19 protein-coding genes are annotated in these 18,723 nt (G+C 38.4%); 5 read left to right on the forward strand and 14 right to left on the reverse strand.

Translation table 11 applies throughout. From position 1 onward, the window contains the following. The 11 genes from QFZ31_RS05165 to QFZ31_RS05215 form a co-directional block, all read right to left on the reverse strand. A complete protein-coding gene (locus tag QFZ31_RS05165) occupies positions 1–1,050 on the reverse strand; it encodes an ABC transporter ATP-binding protein (RefSeq protein ID WP_307301449.1) in 1,050 nt (349 codons plus the stop codon). Next, on the reverse strand, positions 1,043–1,867 hold the full coding sequence (locus tag QFZ31_RS05170) for an ABC transporter permease (protein WP_307301450.1): 825 nt from the start codon (positions 1,865–1,867) through the stop codon (positions 1,043–1,045). The genes QFZ31_RS05165 and QFZ31_RS05170 overlap by 8 nt, the downstream gene beginning before the upstream one ends. Beyond that, on the reverse strand, positions 1,848–2,732 hold the full coding sequence (locus QFZ31_RS05175; RefSeq protein ID WP_307301451.1) for an ABC transporter permease: 885 nt from the start codon (positions 2,730–2,732) through the stop codon (positions 1,848–1,850). The genes QFZ31_RS05170 and QFZ31_RS05175 overlap by 20 nt, the downstream gene beginning before the upstream one ends. Next, positions 2,713–3,990, reverse strand: a complete 1,278-nt coding sequence (locus tag QFZ31_RS05180) for an ABC transporter substrate-binding protein (RefSeq protein ID WP_307301453.1) — start codon at positions 3,988–3,990, stop codon at positions 2,713–2,715. Before QFZ31_RS05180 ends, QFZ31_RS05175 begins: the two co-directional genes overlap by 20 nt. Before the next feature lie 20 nt (positions 3,991–4,010). Next, complete coding sequence (locus QFZ31_RS05185) at positions 4,011–5,441, reverse strand: dihydrolipoyl dehydrogenase family protein (protein ID WP_307301456.1); 1,431 nt, start codon at positions 5,439–5,441, stop codon at positions 4,011–4,013. Further along, entirely contained in the window at positions 5,428–6,096 is a 669-nt protein-coding gene (locus tag QFZ31_RS05190) for a TVP38/TMEM64 family protein (RefSeq protein WP_307301458.1), read from the reverse strand. The genes QFZ31_RS05185 and QFZ31_RS05190 overlap by 14 nt, the downstream gene beginning before the upstream one ends. 96 nt (positions 6,097–6,192) lie before the next feature. Further along, positions 6,193–6,666 carry a DinB family protein gene (locus tag QFZ31_RS05195; RefSeq protein ID WP_307301459.1) on the reverse strand — a complete coding sequence of 158 codons (474 nt, stop codon included), beginning with the start codon at positions 6,664–6,666 and terminating at the stop codon, positions 6,193–6,195. Positions 6,667–6,730: 64 nt separating this feature from the next. After that, positions 6,731–7,177 (reverse strand): peptide-methionine (R)-S-oxide reductase MsrB, encoded by a 447-nt coding sequence (gene msrB, locus QFZ31_RS05200; protein ID WP_307301461.1) that lies wholly within the window; start codon positions 7,175–7,177, stop codon positions 6,731–6,733. 73 nt (positions 7,178–7,250) lie between these two features. Further along, a complete protein-coding gene (gene msrA, locus QFZ31_RS05205) occupies positions 7,251–8,423 on the reverse strand; it encodes a peptide-methionine (S)-S-oxide reductase MsrA (protein WP_307301463.1) in 1,173 nt (390 codons plus the stop codon). A gap of 620 nt (positions 8,424–9,043) precedes the next feature. Then, on the reverse strand, positions 9,044–9,472 hold the full coding sequence (locus QFZ31_RS05210; protein WP_307301465.1) for an organic hydroperoxide resistance protein: 429 nt from the start codon (positions 9,470–9,472) through the stop codon (positions 9,044–9,046). 102 nt (positions 9,473–9,574) lie between these two features. Further along, positions 9,575–10,018 (reverse strand): carboxymuconolactone decarboxylase family protein, encoded by a 444-nt coding sequence (locus tag QFZ31_RS05215; protein WP_307301467.1) that lies wholly within the window; start codon positions 10,016–10,018, stop codon positions 9,575–9,577. 229 nt (positions 10,019–10,247) lie between these two features. Here QFZ31_RS05215 and QFZ31_RS05220 point away from each other — a divergent pair, with 229 nt between their 5' ends. After that, positions 10,248–10,739, forward strand: a complete 492-nt coding sequence (locus QFZ31_RS05220; RefSeq protein ID WP_307301468.1) for an RrF2 family transcriptional regulator — start codon at positions 10,248–10,250, stop codon at positions 10,737–10,739. 357 nt (positions 10,740–11,096) lie between these two features. On the opposite strand, the gene wrbA is transcribed toward QFZ31_RS05220, so the two are convergent. Continuing rightward, entirely contained in the window at positions 11,097–11,720 is a 624-nt protein-coding gene (gene wrbA, locus QFZ31_RS05225) for an NAD(P)H:quinone oxidoreductase (RefSeq protein WP_307301469.1), read from the reverse strand. 282 nt (positions 11,721–12,002) lie between these two features. Here wrbA and QFZ31_RS05230 point away from each other — a divergent pair, with 282 nt between their 5' ends. The 4 genes from QFZ31_RS05230 to QFZ31_RS05245 all read left to right on the forward strand — a co-directional run bounded on the left by QFZ31_RS05230 (position 12,003) and on the right by QFZ31_RS05245 (position 16,686). Beyond that, positions 12,003–13,514, forward strand: coding sequence for a spore germination protein (locus QFZ31_RS05230; protein ID WP_307301470.1), 1,512 nt, complete (start codon positions 12,003–12,005; stop codon positions 13,512–13,514). After that, complete coding sequence (locus tag QFZ31_RS05235) at positions 13,504–14,583, forward strand: Ger(x)C family spore germination protein (protein WP_307301472.1); 1,080 nt, start codon at positions 13,504–13,506, stop codon at positions 14,581–14,583. The genes QFZ31_RS05230 and QFZ31_RS05235 overlap by 11 nt, the downstream gene beginning before the upstream one ends. Then, a complete protein-coding gene (locus tag QFZ31_RS05240) occupies positions 14,583–15,686 on the forward strand; it encodes a GerAB/ArcD/ProY family transporter (RefSeq protein ID WP_307301474.1) in 1,104 nt (367 codons plus the stop codon). The genes QFZ31_RS05235 and QFZ31_RS05240 overlap by 1 nt, the downstream gene beginning before the upstream one ends. Before the next feature lie 97 nt (positions 15,687–15,783). Continuing rightward, positions 15,784–16,686 carry a VanW family protein gene (locus QFZ31_RS05245; protein WP_307301476.1) on the forward strand — a complete coding sequence of 301 codons (903 nt, stop codon included), beginning with the start codon at positions 15,784–15,786 and terminating at the stop codon, positions 16,684–16,686. A gap of 235 nt (positions 16,687–16,921) precedes the next feature. Here the strand turns inward: QFZ31_RS05245 and QFZ31_RS05250 are convergent, their stop codons facing one another. Both QFZ31_RS05250 and QFZ31_RS05255 read right to left on the reverse strand, forming a co-directional pair. Further along, positions 16,922–17,701, reverse strand: coding sequence for a fumarylacetoacetate hydrolase family protein (locus QFZ31_RS05250; protein ID WP_307301478.1), 780 nt, complete (start codon positions 17,699–17,701; stop codon positions 16,922–16,924). Between the two features lie 674 nt (positions 17,702–18,375). After that, positions 18,376–18,711 (reverse strand): DUF1904 family protein, encoded by a 336-nt coding sequence (locus QFZ31_RS05255; RefSeq protein WP_214711600.1) that lies wholly within the window; start codon positions 18,709–18,711, stop codon positions 18,376–18,378. Positions 18,712–18,723 lie beyond the last annotated feature (12 nt).

Raw genomic sequence — 18,723 nt, forward strand, 5'->3', positions numbered from 1 at the left:
TTACACCATCTCCTTTTGAAGACACCAAACATTTGGGGTTGTCAGGCGAATACCTGTTTCCATCCCTGGTTCATAAGCGGAAAAGCCAAGTTGCTTAATGACGACCAATTCTCCGCTTACATGGGCCTTCAATTCTGTATATTCTCCACGAAAAGCGCTGCCCTCTATCGTGGCTTTTATCGGTGATGTTGGGTCTAGTTGGAGCCATTCTGATCGAAGAGCAATATGAACCGGACCATCCCGGACGGTTGCACAATTTGGATGGATCTCTAAATTACCCATAAACGTTGTCACCTTTGTTCCGCATTTCATTCCGTCCACAACATTATCGACTCCCATGAAATTCGCTACCCATTTATTGGCAGGCTCGTAATAGATGTTTTCAAGAGTCCCCGACTGTTGTGTGATACCATCTCGGAGAATTAAGAACTGGTCTCCTAGTGTCAAGGCTTCTTCCCGATCATGTGTGACCATAATCATCGGAATATCCCACGTTCTTTTCATGTCGCTTAGCCAGCGCCCCATTTGTTTCCGCAGCAAAGGATCCAGCTGACTGAAAGGTTCGTCCAGCAACAAAAGCTGCGGCTCGATGACAAGCGATCTTGCTAACGCCACACGCTGTTCTTGTCCACCGGAAAGAGAAGATAACGGACGGTTATAAAATCCCTTCAAACCAACTTCATTCAGAATTTGTTCTGTTTTCATTTTGCGTTCTCGGGAAGATAAACCTTTTAGTTTAAGTCCGATTTCCACATTCGCTCCGACCCCTAGAAAAGGGAGTAAATACGGTTTCTGAAAGATCATGGAAAGATTCCTTTTTTCTGGAGGCAGATGTTGAATCGGTTTGCCCCCCATTAAGATACTTCCATGGTCAGGGCTTAATATACCGGAAATAATCTGAAGCAACGTTGATTTTCCACTGCCTGACGGACCTAGTATCATAAGCAACTTTCCCTTCTCAAGGGCAAAAGATTGCTTGGCCAGAGAAAAGGACTTTGTTTGTTCGTATTGGAATGAAACATCGGTAATCTGAATAAATGGATCAGACATTTGGATTATTCGCCTCCTTCCCTTTGTAGAAGTCCCTCTTAACTTCGATAGAGGTGAAAATGACAATGACGAGCGCAGGCAGGACAAACACCGTGCATAAGGCACCTATAAGCGAATAATCACCGCTCGTTAGCGTACTAAATAGTAACATTGGTAGTGTAATTAGATTGCCACCTCCAATAAAAACCGTAAAGAGATATTGGCTCCAGGATATTAAAAAGCTAAACAAGAAGCTGAGGGATAAAACCGAACGCAGCAGTGGCAGCTCGACCAGCCTGAATGTTTGCTGTCTGCTCGCCCCGAGTAAACGAACCTGCTTTTCGTATCCGATATCGTATCCGGCATAAAATGCGTACAACAAATAAATCGAGTAAGGAATAGCTGGAATCAAGTGTGACAACAGTACCCCAAGCCATCGATCAGATAAACCGAAATGAAGGAACAAAACATGAACGCCTATTGCAATGGAAATGCCGGGAATCAATAGGGGAGCTATAAGCACAAACCGAATCGTTTTATTCCATCTTTTTACGTAAAGCCCCAATGCACGAGCAGCCGGATATGCAGCCACTTGAGACAACAAACCAGTAGCTAAAGCTAACCCCAAACTGTTTAAAACAGCATCCTTCACTTGCGAGTGCGCTGAAAATACATAATTCCAAGTCCGCAATGAAGGAATTGGAAGTACGTTTGGGAATCTCCAATGCTCCGTGAATGACCAAACTGGAAGAAGTAAAAAAGGGAGAAAAATGAACAATATAAAAAGGGCAAGCATTATTACGTAGCCTTTTCTTGATTTATTGCCGTTTCGCCGCATAGCCTCCCCCCCATTTTATATATAAAATAATTAAAATCATGCTTATTATTGTAATGATCGTATTGATGGCCATAGCCTCCGGCCGATATGAAAGATCCGGATTGAGGTAGGCTTGATAAGCCAGTATTGGCAGTGTAGGCATACTCACTGAACCTAATATGTAGGGAACTTCGAAGGAACCGAACGTATAGGCAAACACGATAATCGATGAAGACAGCAAGGCAGGCAGCATGAAAGGAAACGTGGCGAACCTCCATCTTTGCCATCGGTTTGCTCCGAGCAATTGCAGCTGTTTTTCATAAGGGACCGTCCAAGACTTTAATATACTGAGTACGGATACCGCAATAAACGGAACCTCCTTCCAAACATATTCCAGTACAATTCCAATACCAAACTGATCGGTAACCCAAATCGGAAACTGGGAAGGCTGCTGAATGATTCCTGCCCAGTAAGCTAAACGAGAAATCAATCCACTTTGCCCAAAGAGTATCAATATGGCAATTGCTCCTACAACATGCGGGATTGGCAGATTGAATTGCAACAAGAAATGAAGCCATCCACCTTGACTAACATATTTCCGCAGCCAGAGGGCAAGAATAACCGCAATCAAAGCCGCAAGAACGGTTGCAACCAAGGATATCCCCAACGAAAAAATGAGTGAACGATAAAATACGGCAGATTGAAATATTCCTATATAAACATGCAGCGATAATGTTCTTTTCCCGATTAGTGGGAAGTAATCCAGGCTTTGAATACCACAAATGATAAGCCCTGCGATAAATGATCCGCCCACAATAAAAAGGGCAGGAAAGAGCATACCGGCCGAAATTAGCAGCCTTATGGATTTACTTTTGGAATAAAACATGATTCTTCCAACCTTCCTCCAAAGCAGGTGTATAAGCAGCCTGTATGTCGGGGAGCTTGTGCTTTAACAACTCGTCCGCAGATACGGCTGTTTCGCGGGTTTTAGACTTAAGCTCGTCGAAAAGCTTTTTGTTTTCACCGTCCAATCTCGAAGGATCGATTCCAATGCCGTCTCCCCAGCCTTTCGTAGGATCAGCTTTTTCGTGTTGCAGTTTTGGATCAAGAATTAGATTGGCAACGACCATGGCAGCTGCTTTATGTGCGGCATTGTATGGAATCGCGACATTATGGTGATCGCCAATCGTTCCTGAATCAAACAAGTATGGACGTGCTGTCTTCGGTAATTTTCCTTTGCCAATTTCCGTCGCGATACCTCCGATGTCCTGTTTGAAAGCAAAGTCTACTTCATTGTTATTGAAAAGTGTCGTTAATTCAGCGACCGTTTTAGGATACGTTTCCCCATCTCTCCACAAGGACGGTTTTATCTCGTTTAAGTAATCCCAAGCTTTCGAAGCTTCAGTATTAAATTCTTGCTGGTTGAACGGTTTTGACCACTTTTCATACCCTCCGCTCAATTCGTAGAACAATTGTTTGACAAAACGTGTACCCGTAAAGTCAGGAGGTGCAGCGTAGGTGAATCGTCCGGGATGCTTCTTTACCCATGACTTCAATTCTTGATAATTATGAGGCAGTTCGTCGGGTTGAATCCGTTTGGAATCATACACGAATTGAAACTGTGCACTGCCCCATACCGATTCGTATCCTTCTGTTTCAAGACCGAAGTCCTTCGCGACAGCAGGATTATCATAGTCCACGTATTTAGCATTCGGAAGTTTCGTTGCGAATGGACCAAACAAAGCGTCTGCTTGCTTCAAGGTAGCAAAGTTCTCACCATTAATCCAAATTAAATCCACACTGCCGCCTTCATTTTTGCCAGCTTGCTTCTCATTTAGTACCTTATTCACCGCTTCTGCGGTATCGCTGATTGGCACACGGCGGAGGGTAATATTGTACTGTTCCTTTAGTAATGTTCCATATTTTGTATCCACAAATTCATTAATGGCATCGCTTCCGCCCCACATATACCAATTCACGGTTTGTCCCTTGGCTTCTGCCAGCACTTGATCCCAGCTGCTTGAAAGAAGAGATTCGTCGGCTACCTTTCCTTGATCGCCGGAATGTTTACCAGAACAGGCGGCTGTAATCAAGCTAACGATGCATAATAAGATAATACCTGCAACAGAACGTTTGTATTTCAAAACGCCCGCCTCCTCCCATGTTATCGAAACCATTTTACATATGCTTTTAATAACCGCCCGGTAATGCCTTGAGAAAACTTATGTTGCCAATATTGATCAGCTGTTTTCCTTAAAGCTTCGGAATAGGTTGGGTAAGGATGAACCACTTGCGAAATATCGGGAAGCTTATGGCCGTAATGTTTTGCAAATACCGCTTGCTGCATCCATTCCCCCGCCCCGTTCCCAACGGCATGTGCGCCAAAGATCTTTCCTTTTCCATCTGTAATGACCTTAACGATGCCTTCTTTATGTCCGTCAGTAATAAATCGATCCACCTGATCTAAGGGTACTTTGTAAATGCTGATCTTATCGCCAACATACTTTCGGGCTTCCTGCTCCGTCATCCCCAAATGAAAGATTTCCGGTTCTGTATACGTTACCCATGGAACGTTGTCGTAGCTTACTTTTCGTTTTAAGCCGAAAACTGCATTTCCTACAACAATTTTCCCCTCCATCCCTGCAGCATGTGTAAACGGAAACGGTCTGATTACATCCCCAACAGCGTAAATATGTGGAATGCTGGTTTGCAATGTTTTCTTGGTCGCGATATGGTCTCGGTCCATTTCAATTCCAATACGCGAAAGTTCAAGACGATCTGTATTCGGCATTCGGCCGGCAGCAATCAATAAGGCGTCTGCCTCCAATTGAAGCTTTTCACCGTCTCGGTCTATATAAAGCCTTTTTCGTCCCTCAGGGATGGCTTCAACCTTGTTCACGGTGGCTTTTAACAGTAAAGTCATTTCTTTTTCCAAAGCAGCTCGTGCATATGGAACGATTTCCTCGTCTTCTTTGCTTAATATTTCCGGACCTCGATCGAGTACCGTTACTTTGGCACCCAGGCGAGCGAAAGCTTGACCCAATTCCAAGCCGACTGGCCCAGCTCCAATGACAACAAGACTTTTCGGCAAAGCTCTCATATCAAATACACTTTCATTGGATAAAAAATCTACGTCTTGCAAACCATCGATAGGGGGGATCGCTGGTCTGGAACCTGTAGCAATGACAATCCGTTTACCATAAATAACCTCGTTACCATTAATTTCGATATGATGCGTGTCCCTGAATTGACCATGTCCGTGAAACACATCGACCCCCATGGAGCGAAACCGTTCCGAGCTGTCGTGATGTTGAATGGCAGCTTTGGCAGCCTGAACTCTTTGGAACGCTTCATGGTAATCCGCTTTTCCCTTTAGCTCCAAACCAAATGCTTCTGCAGCTTTCTTTGCCGTATGGAGCTCCGAAGCCGCGGCAATCAGCGCTTTGGAAGGAACACACCCAGTATGCAAACAGTCTCCTCCAGGTTCAGGCTCTTTTTCTATCAATGCAACCTTTACCCCAAAGGCGACTGCTCCTGCGGCTACGGTTAGCCCTCCTGATCCACCGCCAATGACAACGATATCATAGCTTTTCAAAGTAACCGTTCCTTCCGTTTGAATTTTTAACCACTCGTTTCTTAAGAAATAAAGGGATCAGTGTCACAAGGATAAACACGGCCGCTGCAATGATCACGAATAACGTGTTACCTAGAAAAAAACTGGAACCGAGAAAATTATAAGCAAACGTACCTGGAATGATTCCCAAGAGTGTACCGAACAGAAATGCCCAAAACTTCACTTTCGAAATACCTGCCGCGTAGCTGACAAGATCAAAGGGGAATACGGGAATCAGTCGAAGCAGCAAAATATAGAGAAAGCCCTTCTCCCGTAATTGTGTTTCCACATTTTTCCACTTCTCCAACCTTACACGGAACAGGTTTTTGCCTAAAACTCGGGCTAACCCAAAAGATAGCATTGCGCCAAGCGTGGCGCCAATGATCGTATAAACGGTTCCCCAAACCGGTCCAAAAGCCAAACCGCCTGCCAACGAAAGGATAGAGGCCGGGAACAGGATCAAAGGACGTATTGTGTAAATAAGAATATACAATACGGGGGCAGCCCAGCCAAAGGATAAAATCCAAACCCTTATCTCTTCGGGAGCCAGATGCAAAACATTATGATTAAACCACACTACCCCCACTACTACTGCGATGCACAATAATGAATTAATCAGCCAAGATTGTCGTTTCATTCCAACCTCCTCATGTGAATTTCTACTATTGTTTTGTTTATTTATCAAAAACAGCAGTCAAGTAAAGAATTATGACTGCTGTTTTTGTATTGCCTATTATTTTTCTTTCAGCACTTGCAGCATTGCAGCCACAACACCATTATGGTTGGATAAATGCGCCGCAGCCGTAAGAATCAACTCTCCGTAATTTTCAGCTTTTTTGAAGTTCTCTGGTACAGATTCATCCAGTCTGTCTTTAAACGTATTGTAAAGATGTTCGCGTTGTTCTTTAATCTGAGCGATCATGGTATCCCAATCAGGCAGCTGCTCAAGCTGTTCTGCATTCCATTCTGTTACTTTCGTTCCATAGAAGAATAGTTCATGGTACTTTTGCGGAAGGGTTGTTGGTTGTGCTGCAAGATCAAACACAAGAAACTCAGTTACTCGAAGGACATGCCCTAAATGCCAATAAAGGCTGGTGTTAAAATCTTCAGGGACTTCCATACGCTTGTCCTCAGAACATTTTGAAAGCAGGTCTAGAAATTTATCAAATTCAACATTATATAAGTGATATATAAAATCTCTTCTCATGTTTAAACCTCCGAATGTTTATAGTTATATTTTTATCATGAAACAGTAAATAATACTGCAGGTACTATTTTTTAAACAACTTCGTATAATCGCTATACCCATTTTCTTCAAGTTTACTTTTCGGGATAAACTTCAAAGCGGCTGAATTAATGCAGAACCGCTGTTCGTTTGGGTTTGGCCCATCATCGAACACATCGCCAAGGTAGGAATCAGTATTACGGCTTTTGGCTACGGTTTTCCTAGATAAGAATCCTCTTTCCTCTTTCAATACAACATTGTTTCCATCTATAGGTTTTGTAAAACTAGGCCAGCCCGTGCCTGCATCATACTTATCCTTGGAGCTAAACAAAGGCTCGCCAGAAAGAATATCAACGTAAATACCTTCTTCCTCATTGTCCCAATATTCGTTATGAAACGGTAACTCATCTGCGCCCTTCTGAGTTACGTTATATTGGAGTTTAGTGAGCTTCTTGAGTTTTTCTTCTTTGTTAAAATCGTCACTTGTTTTCAATTTACGACCCCCTCTAACATTATCCGATTATAATTATGCTTTAACCATGAAACTGTAAATGATAGTGCTGAAACTATTTATTAAACAGCTTTAAATAATCACCATATCCACTTTCTTCAAGTTTATCTTTTGGAATAAACTTCAAAGCTGCAGAATTAATACAGTACCGCAGTCCCGTTGGTTTCGGTCCGTCACTAAACACATCACCCAAGTAGGAATCAGCATTACGGCTTCTAGCAGTGGTTCTCGAAGAAAGGAACCCGCTTTCTTCTTTCAATACTACATAGTCTCCATCGATAGGCTTTGTAAAACTAGGCCAGCCCGTCCCTGCATCAAATTTATCCTTAGAGCTGAACAAAGGCTCGCCCGAAACAATATCTACGTAAATACCTTCTGCTTCATTATCCCAATATTCGTTTTTAAACGGCGTCTCATCTATGCCGTTCTGAGTTACATTATATTGGAGTTTAGTCAGCGTCTTGAGCTTTTCTTCTTTGTTAAAATCGTCATAAGATGCTTGTTTGTCACTTTTAGTTGCTTGCTTGTCATTAATAGTTGCTTTTTTGTCACTAATTTTTACTTCGCGATCTTCCCCCCAAGCATCATCCAAAAACGTATCACGCCCGGATATAAGCACACTCAATTGGTAGCTCATCGAACTTTTTTCATAATAATCTTGATGTTCTGACTCGGCTTTGTAAAACGTTGTTGCCGCATCGATTTTCGTTACAATCGGTTTATCAAAACGCTTGGAATCTTCTAACTCATTTTCAGATGCTTCGGCAGCCACTTTTTGTTCATTGTTCGTGTAAAAAATACCGGATTCATAAGGGGTGCCGCGATCACCAAATTGACCGTTTGCATCTGTAGGATCGATGTTACGCCAGAAAGTCTGAAGCAACTCGTCATACGATACAACATTAGGGTCATAATGAACTTCTACTGCTTCGACATGTCCCGTAGCTCCGGAACCTACTTCATTATAGGTTGGATTTTTCTCGGGCCCTCCCGTGTACCCGGTATATACACTCTTAACCCCTTTAAGATTTTCGAATGCCTCTTCCATATGCCAGAAACAGCCGCCAGCAAAAATAGCAGTGTTAGTAGACGAATTCAAATTTTCACTCGTTATAGTACCTTGAGCCTTCGCTACCTCGGCTTGTTGATTCGAACCGTAGATGGAAAACCCAGCAATTACTACAAGTACACTTGGTATTAAAAATAAAGCACTTTTTTTCAAATTCAATTCTAGTCAGCTCCCTATCGGAAATGGTGGACGCCACTAAATGCCATACACTAAATCACTCAGGTAAAATACGTTCAGAATTCGTTAGTATAACTGTATAATTCCTGATTACACAGCAGATGTTATTTCTTCTCGAATCGTATTATTCCATCTGCGATTTTGCTGGCTATTCACCTCCTTTTCTTATACTTTCATGATACAAGAGTCGACCGGATCCCGATTCTGTAAAAAGTAATGTATTGAAGTAATGTATTTACCAGGTATTTAAACGCCAAGGCATGATAAATTTCATACCCCATGCCAAAAGTCATCTCCACTTCGATACACTGTTACCACCTTTAGCCATTCATCCAACAAAAAATCGCATAAAATAGCAAAAGCATCCAAACTGGTTCATTTGGATGCTTTTGTCCACAATTTGAGAATATATTCTTTGTTCTGTTTCACCCATTTTTCGAGCATTTGCTGCGTGCATATTCAAACAAAATGATATGCGCCCGATCGTAATATAAGGTTTGCCAAAAATTTCTGGTTGCCCTTTTACGATTTGGTCTAATTATATAGGTAGTCAATGTGAATGTAAGCACCCTTGGGTATGACTAAGAAATTCTCGGCGCTGATTAACCAACAACGTTCGAGATTACTTCGATATTACCACGTGTTGCTTTGGCATAAGGGCAAACCTGATGAGCTTCCGCAACGATTTCCTCAGCCACGCTAGTTTCTACGCCTTTAATAGTGATGTCCATAGTAATTGCTAGTACATAGCCGTCGTTCGCATCCTTGCCGAGTGTAACATGAGAAACAATTGTTGTACCTTCTGCTTTAATCTTCTTTTCTCTAAGAACAGCACCGATCGCCCCTTCAAAGCACGCGGCAAATCCTGCAGCGAACAGTTGCTCCGGATTTGTTCCAGCTCCATTACCCCCTAATTCCTTGGGATATCTCAGGTCCACATTAAGATTCCCATCGCTGGAAACCGCATTGCCCTCTCTTCCGCCTTGAACATTAACTGTAGCCGTGTACAATTTCTTTTCCATTTTAATCATTTTTCCGAACTCCCCTTTTCATATTGGATTATTATTTCATGCTCACATTAGAAAGTTAATCAATAAAAATGGCAGCAAACAAACTAGGATGCTCAGGTATAATTATTTTTCAGTTGCTATATTTCCCATTGCAATAGAAATTCTATTCCAACTGTTGATTTGATTAATGATTAGAACAAGGTCAACATACTGTTTCTCCTCATAGTGTTCACGTACTCGTTGATAAAGCTCATCTGGAACACGTTTTGTCGGGATTAATGTCACGTGCTCTGTCAACTCTAAAGCTACTTTTTCTGCTTCTGTATAGAATTCACACTCTTCCCAGGCACTAACACAATATATTCTTTGTTCTGTTTCACCCATTTTTCGAGCATCTGCTGTGTGCATATTCAAACAAAATGCGCAGCCGTTAATTTGGGAAGCACGAATTTTTATAAGTTCACGAAGTTTACGGTCTATACCAGTAGTTTTCGTATATTTTTCCATTTCCATCATTATTTTAAGTGCTTCTGGTGCTGCATTGTAATAATCAATTTTTTGTTTCAATTTAATTTCCTCCTAAAAAAGTTTATTCAATAAATAATTGAAGATAGTGTTTTAAACCTCAATTACAGACAAAGTTAATCGGCGATTAACACTATCTATAATAGGGTATTTGTTTTATTCTGTCAACCTTAAGTGCATAATTGAAACAAAAGTATGTTTGACAAAGAAATAAAACATTTCTAAGATTAATTTAAGCAATTACTTTTTATTTATGAAGAAGGTGTTTTTAATGCAGTATAGTATTGGAGTTGAGTATGCACTTCACTGCCTCGTTTATTTAATTGATATTCCTGAAGATTCTCCCACTGGAATAAAGGAACTGTCTTATTTTCAAGGTATTTCAGATACATATCTCTCCAAGACTTTTAGTAAATTATCTAAGGCTGGTATTGTAAGTTCAGTTCCTGGGGTTAAGGGTGGTTATAAACTTGCTAGATCCCCAGAAGAAATTTCGTTTTGGGATGTAATTGAAGCCGTTGAAGGTCCTAAGCCGATTTTCCAGTGTAAAAATATTAAAGATAATGGTTATTTGTATAGAGAAAAAGGCTGCTCCCCAAGTGCCTCTTGTACTATCAATTTAGTTATGCTCTCTGCAGAGGAAAAAATGCGTGATTTTTTGCAAAGTAAAACACTTGCATGGTTAAATGAGGAGCTGAATCAAGTCTTATCCAAACAAGTACGTGAAGATACTCGGAAATATTTTTCGAAGAGCAACATATAAAACGAACCTCTCGTGAAATTCCTTAATCAGAGGAATTTTAGAGAGGTTTTTTCTTAGTTCAAGGAAACCCATTTGGACATTTCCTAATAAACCAACTGGTGTTATTCGAAAATTAGTGTTCCAGTATCGTTTTTAACAACATTCTTTGCCCCTTAGGACATGGAGTCGCTCATCAAATTTGAAAAACATATATGACACCTACTATTGAAACATATCCAAAGCTTCCTTTTGCTTGTCCCAATTGTATTTTTCGATTCTTGTTTAATGAATCAAAGGTTTCAGGTTCGCACTCATAATGACGATACAAATCGTTTTATCTGTTTATAAAAACAAAATGGATCGTTACAATTAGTTTTATCAATGATTAGCTTTTTTTACCCACTCTGCTACTGTAACAGTACGTTTTGCCTGATGTTTAACGGCAGCTTGAACAGCAATGACATCTTCAACCATTTTTCCATTCTGATCAACAGTAACACTGGTTCCATATGGGTTACCACCTGCTCCAAATATAACTGGATCAGTATAACCAGGAGCTGCAATAATTGCACCCCAATGGTACATGGTTGTATAAAGTGATAATATAGTTGCTTCTTGACCACCATGAGAATTTTGTGCAGAAGTCATTGCACTTACGACTTTATTCATAAGCTTTCCATTAAACCAAAGTCCACCTGTCGTATCTAAGAACTGTTTCATTTGTGACGGCATATTACCAAATCGAGTGGGGATGCTAAAAATTATTGCATCTGACCATTCTAAATCTTCAAGTGATACAGTTGGAACACATACTGCAACTTCTTCAACATAGTTCTTCCATGAGGGATTCGAATCAATAACCGATTGAGGAGCTAATTCTGGAACTTTTAAAACCTTAACCTCTGCACCAGCTTCTTTTGCTCCCTCGGAAGCCCATTGTGTTAATTGATAATTTGTACCTGTTGAACTATAAAAGATGATAGCTAGGTTTACATTTGACATGGTGCTAATCTCCTTTTCGCTTTTTAATAAATATAAAAAAGTTAAACCTTCATAATCAAATTCATAATCATTATGTTGCCCTTGCCTTTATTTTCAATTCCTCTTTTAACCAATTTCCTTTCCTGCCAAGCAGTCTTTTGATTGTTCCTAAATGCTGATAAGTTAAAATTCAATTTATTAAACTAAAAATTCGTTTGCCATACAGGAATAAAATAATCAAGTGAATACAATTTTAGATTGTAATTATAATAAGGATTGACAATATATTAGGGAGTACATTTGATGTTTAAGAAAAAAAATAGTCAGAATACAGAAAATCTAACACATACAGAAATAGTGAAAAGAGCTAAAAAATCATCTGATTTTAAAGAGATTAAAAAAAATGTTTCAGGAGTCCAGATATTAATTTTCTATTTCACCACACTTATTGATCATAAGACTATGGAACGTGTATTTCTTCCCTATATTAATGAATGTGAAAAAAAGATAGACCAATCTCTAGATATTAATCAATTTAAAAACAATCTTCCTCTTGAAGATGTAATTAGAACTCATGATGCAAATGAAATCGAAGAGAAAATATATAAAGGATATGTACTTATAACATTTGGAAATAGCGCTGAAGATTGTCTTTTAATAAACGTAAGCAATTTATATAAAGGGGTTAGAACAACGAATGAAACTGAGAATGAGTATAGTGTTACAGGGCCAAAATTAGGGTTTGTTGAGAATCTTGATACTAACATTCTTTTACTTCGAAGTAAGTTAAAATCTCCTTTATTAACGACTGAAGAATTTATTCTAGGCAAACTGTCGAAAACTAGAGTTGTCATTGTTTATTTAGATGGTATAACAAATAAAAAACATATAGAAACAGTAAAAAACAGAGTGTCTGAAATAGACTTTGATATTATTTGGGATACTCATGTTATTGACCAAATCATTAGAGATAATTCTTATACTCCTTTTCCGCTTTACGTAGCTTCAGAGAGGCTGGATAGAATTTCTTACACACTCTCTAGTGGCCAAGTAGTTATATTTAGTGATGGTTCACCATCCGCAATATCCGGGCCTTCTACCATACTCGATTTTTTTATCGCATCAGAAGATTATTATTATAACTGGATTACTGGTTCGTTTCTTCGTTTAATACGAATATTTGGGATCATCTTTTCAATCATTTCTTCATCTATTTATATTGCTGTTGTGACGTTTCATTATGAGGTTATTCCCGTAGATTTACTAGGTCCGTTAATAAAGTCCAGAGCAAACGTTCCATTTCCACCGTTATTGGAAGTTCTGTTTTTAGAAATGACAATTGAATTATTAAGAGAGGCAGGAGCTCGCTTACCTACTAAGATTGGACAAACATTGGGAATTGTTGGAGGTATTGTGATTGGGCAGGCAGCAGTTGCTGCAGCACTGACAAGTAATATTTTATTAATAATCGTCGCTTTATCAGCCCTTTCTTCATTCACTACACCAACTATTACTATGTCCAACACAATTCGATTATTAAGATTTCCCTTTATCATTATGTCCTCATTACTAGGTGGGTTAGGTATCATCATCGGTTTTGCCGTTTTACTATGTCATTTGTTTAAACTAAAATCGTTTGAAACTCCTTACATGGTTCCTTTATATCCATTTCGCCGCAATAATTTTCAAGATAGTTTTATTAGGTCACCTTTCCGTAAATTAAATAAAAGGCCAGATTATTTAAGAACTAAAGAAACAATAAAATTTTCACCAAAAGAGAAAAACAAACAGAAGGAGGATATTAATGACGAATAACACTTTAGCAAAATTTGGTTTTGTTGTTTTATCTCTACTCCTGTCTGGATGTATACCTCACAATATTATTGATGAGGTATCTTTAATGCATAACATTGGATTTGATAGGGAGAAGAAAATGTTAAAAGGTATTGTTGTCTATCCTAATTATCAGCAAGGTAATAATTCTTCATTGATTTCTGCTCTTGCAAGTAATCCTTCTAATTTACGAGAACAGCTTGGTTATAAGTCCCAATATAAAGTAGAAATGGGACAATTACGGGTAATTATATTCGGAAATAAATTAAGTACATACGGTTTAGCACAGATCCTGGATACAATTTGCAGAGATCCTCAAATCGGCATTGTAAGGATCGTCATTACAAATGGTTCCCCAAGCAAAATAATTCAAAAAACACTAAATGAGAGTCCACTTTACTTGATGAATTTAATCGACCAAAGCATTAAAAACGAAGGTATCCCTGAATCCAACATTCACACCATATATGATCAATATTTTGGAAGTGGGATCGATATGTCTTTTCCACTTTTAAAAGTAGACTCCAGTGGAAAAGTTAAAGTTGATGGAATGGGAATATTTAAAGAGGATAAATTAAAATATAAGATTTCAACGAAAGAGGCTTTATTATTCAAATTAATGACTGATAGGAATAAATCAGGGGTGTATAATTTAAAACTCACCAAGAACAACGATAGCAGCAACATTGGGGTAAGGTTTCTTTATGGAAAGCATAAAATTACAATTATTAACAAAAACAACCGCGAAGAGGCAAAAATTAATCTTGTTCTTAATGTAGAAATAGCAGGTTTACCAGACTGGATGACAGTTGAAAATGAAAAAGATTATAAAAAAATTAAAAATGAATTGGAGAAATCAATTTCAAGGGATGCTACAACACTTCTTAATAACCTCCAAGCCAAAAATGTGGATCCTATAGGCTTCGGTAGAATGCACAAAATTAACCATAATAAATGGTCTGAGGATAACTTTTATAAAAATATATACCCTAATATGACGTTTAATGTAAGTTCAAACATTATCATTAGACAAGCTGGAGTGGGAAAATAGTGAGCGTTAAAGTAAAAGAACAATTTCAAGTTTCTACTTTTTTTACTTTCTTTTTAGTTCATGCTTCACAAACGGGAATTGGCATTTTAAATTACCAAGCCAATATCAGTAAATATGCAGAACAAGACGCGTGGATTTCTTTGATCATTACGGGAGTTTCCATTCATTTGATACTTTTCATCATCTTCAAAATGTTGGATCCCCATAAAAATGATTTAGTAGCTGTCAATGAACACTGTTTTGGAAAAGTTTTAGGAAGCGCGCTCTCTATATTAGCTTTAGGCTACTTCTGGCTGGCCTCTTTTACAGTTTTTCGAGCTTACATTGATGTCATACAAGTATGGGTTTATCCGACAATCAAGACCTGGCAACTTAGCATCATATTCGGAGCTGTACTATATTATATCGTATCAAATGGATTCCGTGTTTTAACTGGTTTCAGCTTCTGGGGAGTCATTTTACCATCTATTTTATTCGTACTAATATACTTCCCCATGAAACATACGAATTACATATATTTATTACCTGCTTTTAGTCACCCTATCAGTGATTTACTCTTATCTGCCAAAGCATCAACATTGCTTTTTCTCGGTTTTGAGTGGATATTAATGTACTACCCTTTTATTAAAGAGTCATCGAAAATTCCTAAATGGGCATACTTCGGAAATTTATATACTATCATTGTTTACCTAATCGTAACATTTATTTCATTTCTCTATTTTAATCAAGAAGTAATAAAAGAACTACCTTGGCCAACTTTAATGATGCTTAAAATCGTCCACTTTCCTTTTTTGGAAAGGTTTGAGTATATATTTATTTTTATTTGGTTATTGGTCATCATTCCTCCAATGTGTATCTCAATGTGGGCGTGTACTAGGATAATTAAGAGAACGTTTTCATTTCCCCCGAAAGGTTTTTTAATATTATTCATTCTTTTAACCATTATTGCATCAATAAGTTTGAAAGATGTTGAAAGTGTAAATAAGGTTAGTAATCTTTCTTCTAACGTCGGATTTGTATTTATTTATATATACATTCCTTTACTTTTTATTACAAAACAAATTAAGGATCGCTTCATGAAGAATAAGATAACAAGTTTTTAGTCATTTTTATGTTTTATTTCCTTATCTAATTTATTAACCTTTTTAATATTATCTAATTTCTCTACATGCCATATAACGTTAAGGGGGCTTTTCTTATATGAATTTTACTTGGATACTTGGTCTAATGATTCTATCTCAACAATCAAATAATCCAGGCAGTTTATTAATTACTAACAATGGTCAGCCTATATCAACGGTTAATCATTCTGACTTATCATTGTACCCGCCTGGATTACCCATTATGAATACAGAAAAGTTTAATAAATTTATGGACGAAATAGACAAAAATGTTTCCAAAGATCCCAAAAATGCAACTTTAGATAGGTCCGGAAATATCATTCAAGAACAAGTTGGTTATCGTTTAGATCGTCAAAAATTTACAGAACAGATTTATACTTATTACTTTAATAATATTACATCTGAATTAGAAGCTCCATTACAAGCCATTTATCCTCAGGTTGATAGTGAATTACTTGGAACAATTCGAAGTGAAAAAATTGGGGAATATGTTACGTCGTTCAGTACCAATAAAAAAAACCGAAACAATAATATTTATCGTGCTGCAGAAGCGATTAATAATTTTATTCTTTATCCCGGTGAAACCTTCTCATTTAATAAAGTGGTTGGGGAAAGAACAGCAGGTAAAGGCTATTTACCCGCGCCTGTTATCGTGAAAGGGAAATTTGCAGAGGATACAGGTGGTGGAATTTGTCAAGTTTCATCAACTCTCTATAATGCAGTAGATAATGCAGGTTTAGAAGTTATTAAGCGTTACCCCCACAGCAGTCCGATTTCGTACGTTCCACCTGGGCGGGATGCCACTGTAAGTTGGAATGGACCTGATTTCGTTTTTAAAAATAAATACAATCAACCGATTTTAATTCAAGCAAATACGTTAGGGAATCAATTAATCATTGAGATCTATTCTTCGGATGTAATTTCCTTTAACCCTAAAAATGTTCCATACCTGCCTTATCAGCATAGTCGTCTTCCCAAGTGAGTTTATTACTTGGGTCTTTCCCCGTTTTTTGTCTTTTATTCTATATCGGTTCTATCCTCTGTCTACAAAGGGACCGGGGATAGAACACATAACCCATAAGGAAACCCCCGGTAAATGTGCAAATTAATTATCACATTTACGGAGGTATAACTGCAAACTGAAGAATTGTGAAAGTAATAGCTTTATAATCGGGATAAAATGCTTACGTTAATGCATATTCACTTATTTAGTATGATTAAGATTTAACTTGCTCTTTTGCCAATACAAATGAATTCCTTAATGTCCCAATCTCTTTAATTATACATTCAATTGTATCTCCGGCACCGACAAAATCTGCTCCAACCGGACTGCCAGTCAGGATGACATCCCCCGGCTTAAGTGTCATCACTTTTGTCAGATAGGATACCATTCTTCGGATCGGAATAATCATTAGCTCGGTTGCACTATTTTGCTTCTCCACACCATTCAGTCTTGCTTCCACCTTCACAGCAAATGGATCTAATTCTGTCTCAATAACTGGCCCTAGTGGTGTGAAGGTATCAAAGGACTTACCAATGGTCCAATGCCCGTCCTGATGAAAAAATTGAGGAGCTGTTACATCGTTTCCAACCGTGTATCCGAACACGTAATCCCACACTTCTGATTCAGGAACATTTTTAGCTTCCTTACCAATGACAATGGCTAACTCTGATTCGAACTTCACCTTTTCGATCCCTTCCGGAATGATGATATCTTCCTCAGGCCCAATAACGGAGGATATTGGTTTAAAAAAGAATACAGGAATTTCTGGAAGCTCTGAAGGTCGGTCTTCAAGTTTAGAAACATAGTTTGCTCCAATTCCAATAATTTGGTTTGGCTTTATAGGCGCCAGCAGTTTCACATCAGTTACAGAAAATTTTTGTCCTGTATACTCCCAATTATCGCCAAAAATATCTCCATTAATTTCTTGTATCGTGTTTTCAGACATCACACCTGTGTAAACGGACGAACCTTTAGTAAATCTAGTAAATTTCATTGCGATACTCCCTCTCAAACATTGTATTCTAATTCAATCTTCTTTCGAGCCACTTCCGTTTTGATAGCAGTCTCGGCAACTGCACATGTGACTGCTGTCCGACTTTTTTTATTAAAAGGATGAGGAATCACATATTCACGGGAAAGTTCTTCCGGCGTGATTAAATTGGCAATGGCAGTCTCGGTGCAGTCTTTTCATCAAACGGATGCTCATGCTTGAACAGTATGAGTAATTCCCAAGGGCATTCTAATGGCTACAATGCCTTGTATTCTAACTATGATGAAACGATTATTGTTTTACCGCGAACTTAGCCTTTGCTTCCATGCGTCTTCGGTGAAGAATCGGCTCAGTGTAGCCATTTGGCTGATCATAGCCTTCAAAAATCAAGTCGCAAGCGGCCAGGAAGGCAACGGATTCGTTTTCCTTTTTGTACATACTTTGTCATCGTACGTTTCCTCCATTGATTTCTTAAAAATATAGTAATCTTGGAAATTATGTTCCAACCTAGTTGTTTGCTATTACGAAACACTGTTTCTTAATTTATTTTAAAAAAATAGCATGATTATCTAATTGATTTCAATCATTTTATAAAAATGGCGTGCCCAAACTGATATTAGTTTAGGAACGCCATTTTTTTACTAAAAGCTATTTTTAATAAATAAAAATCTTTTATGTCACGATGAAGCAAAACTCTTTCCGTTCAGATAATAAGCGGACTCCTGAAATGTGCTGAAAGCGACTTCTACTTCTGGAAATTCGAGTGCTTGAATATGTTTGGTTACAATGCTGGCAAATTGATCTTGAATTTCCTGACCGCGGTTGAACCATTTTACTTCAATTAATGGGTAACCCGGCACTTCATTGCCATCAAATACATAGGTAGAATGAACAATTTCTAAGGTGAAATTGTCCGTTCCACATGCACATAAATCCGCCAAATCTTGAACTAATGAAGTACTAACCGTTTTTACCTGATCCACTGAAACTCCTCTAATGATTAAATGTGGCATACAAATCTCTCC

Origin of the sequence: Neobacillus niacini (assembly GCF_030817595.1) — a bacterium.
Taxonomy (GTDB): Bacteria; Bacillota; Bacilli; order Bacillales; family Cytobacillaceae; genus Neobacillus; species Neobacillus niacini_G.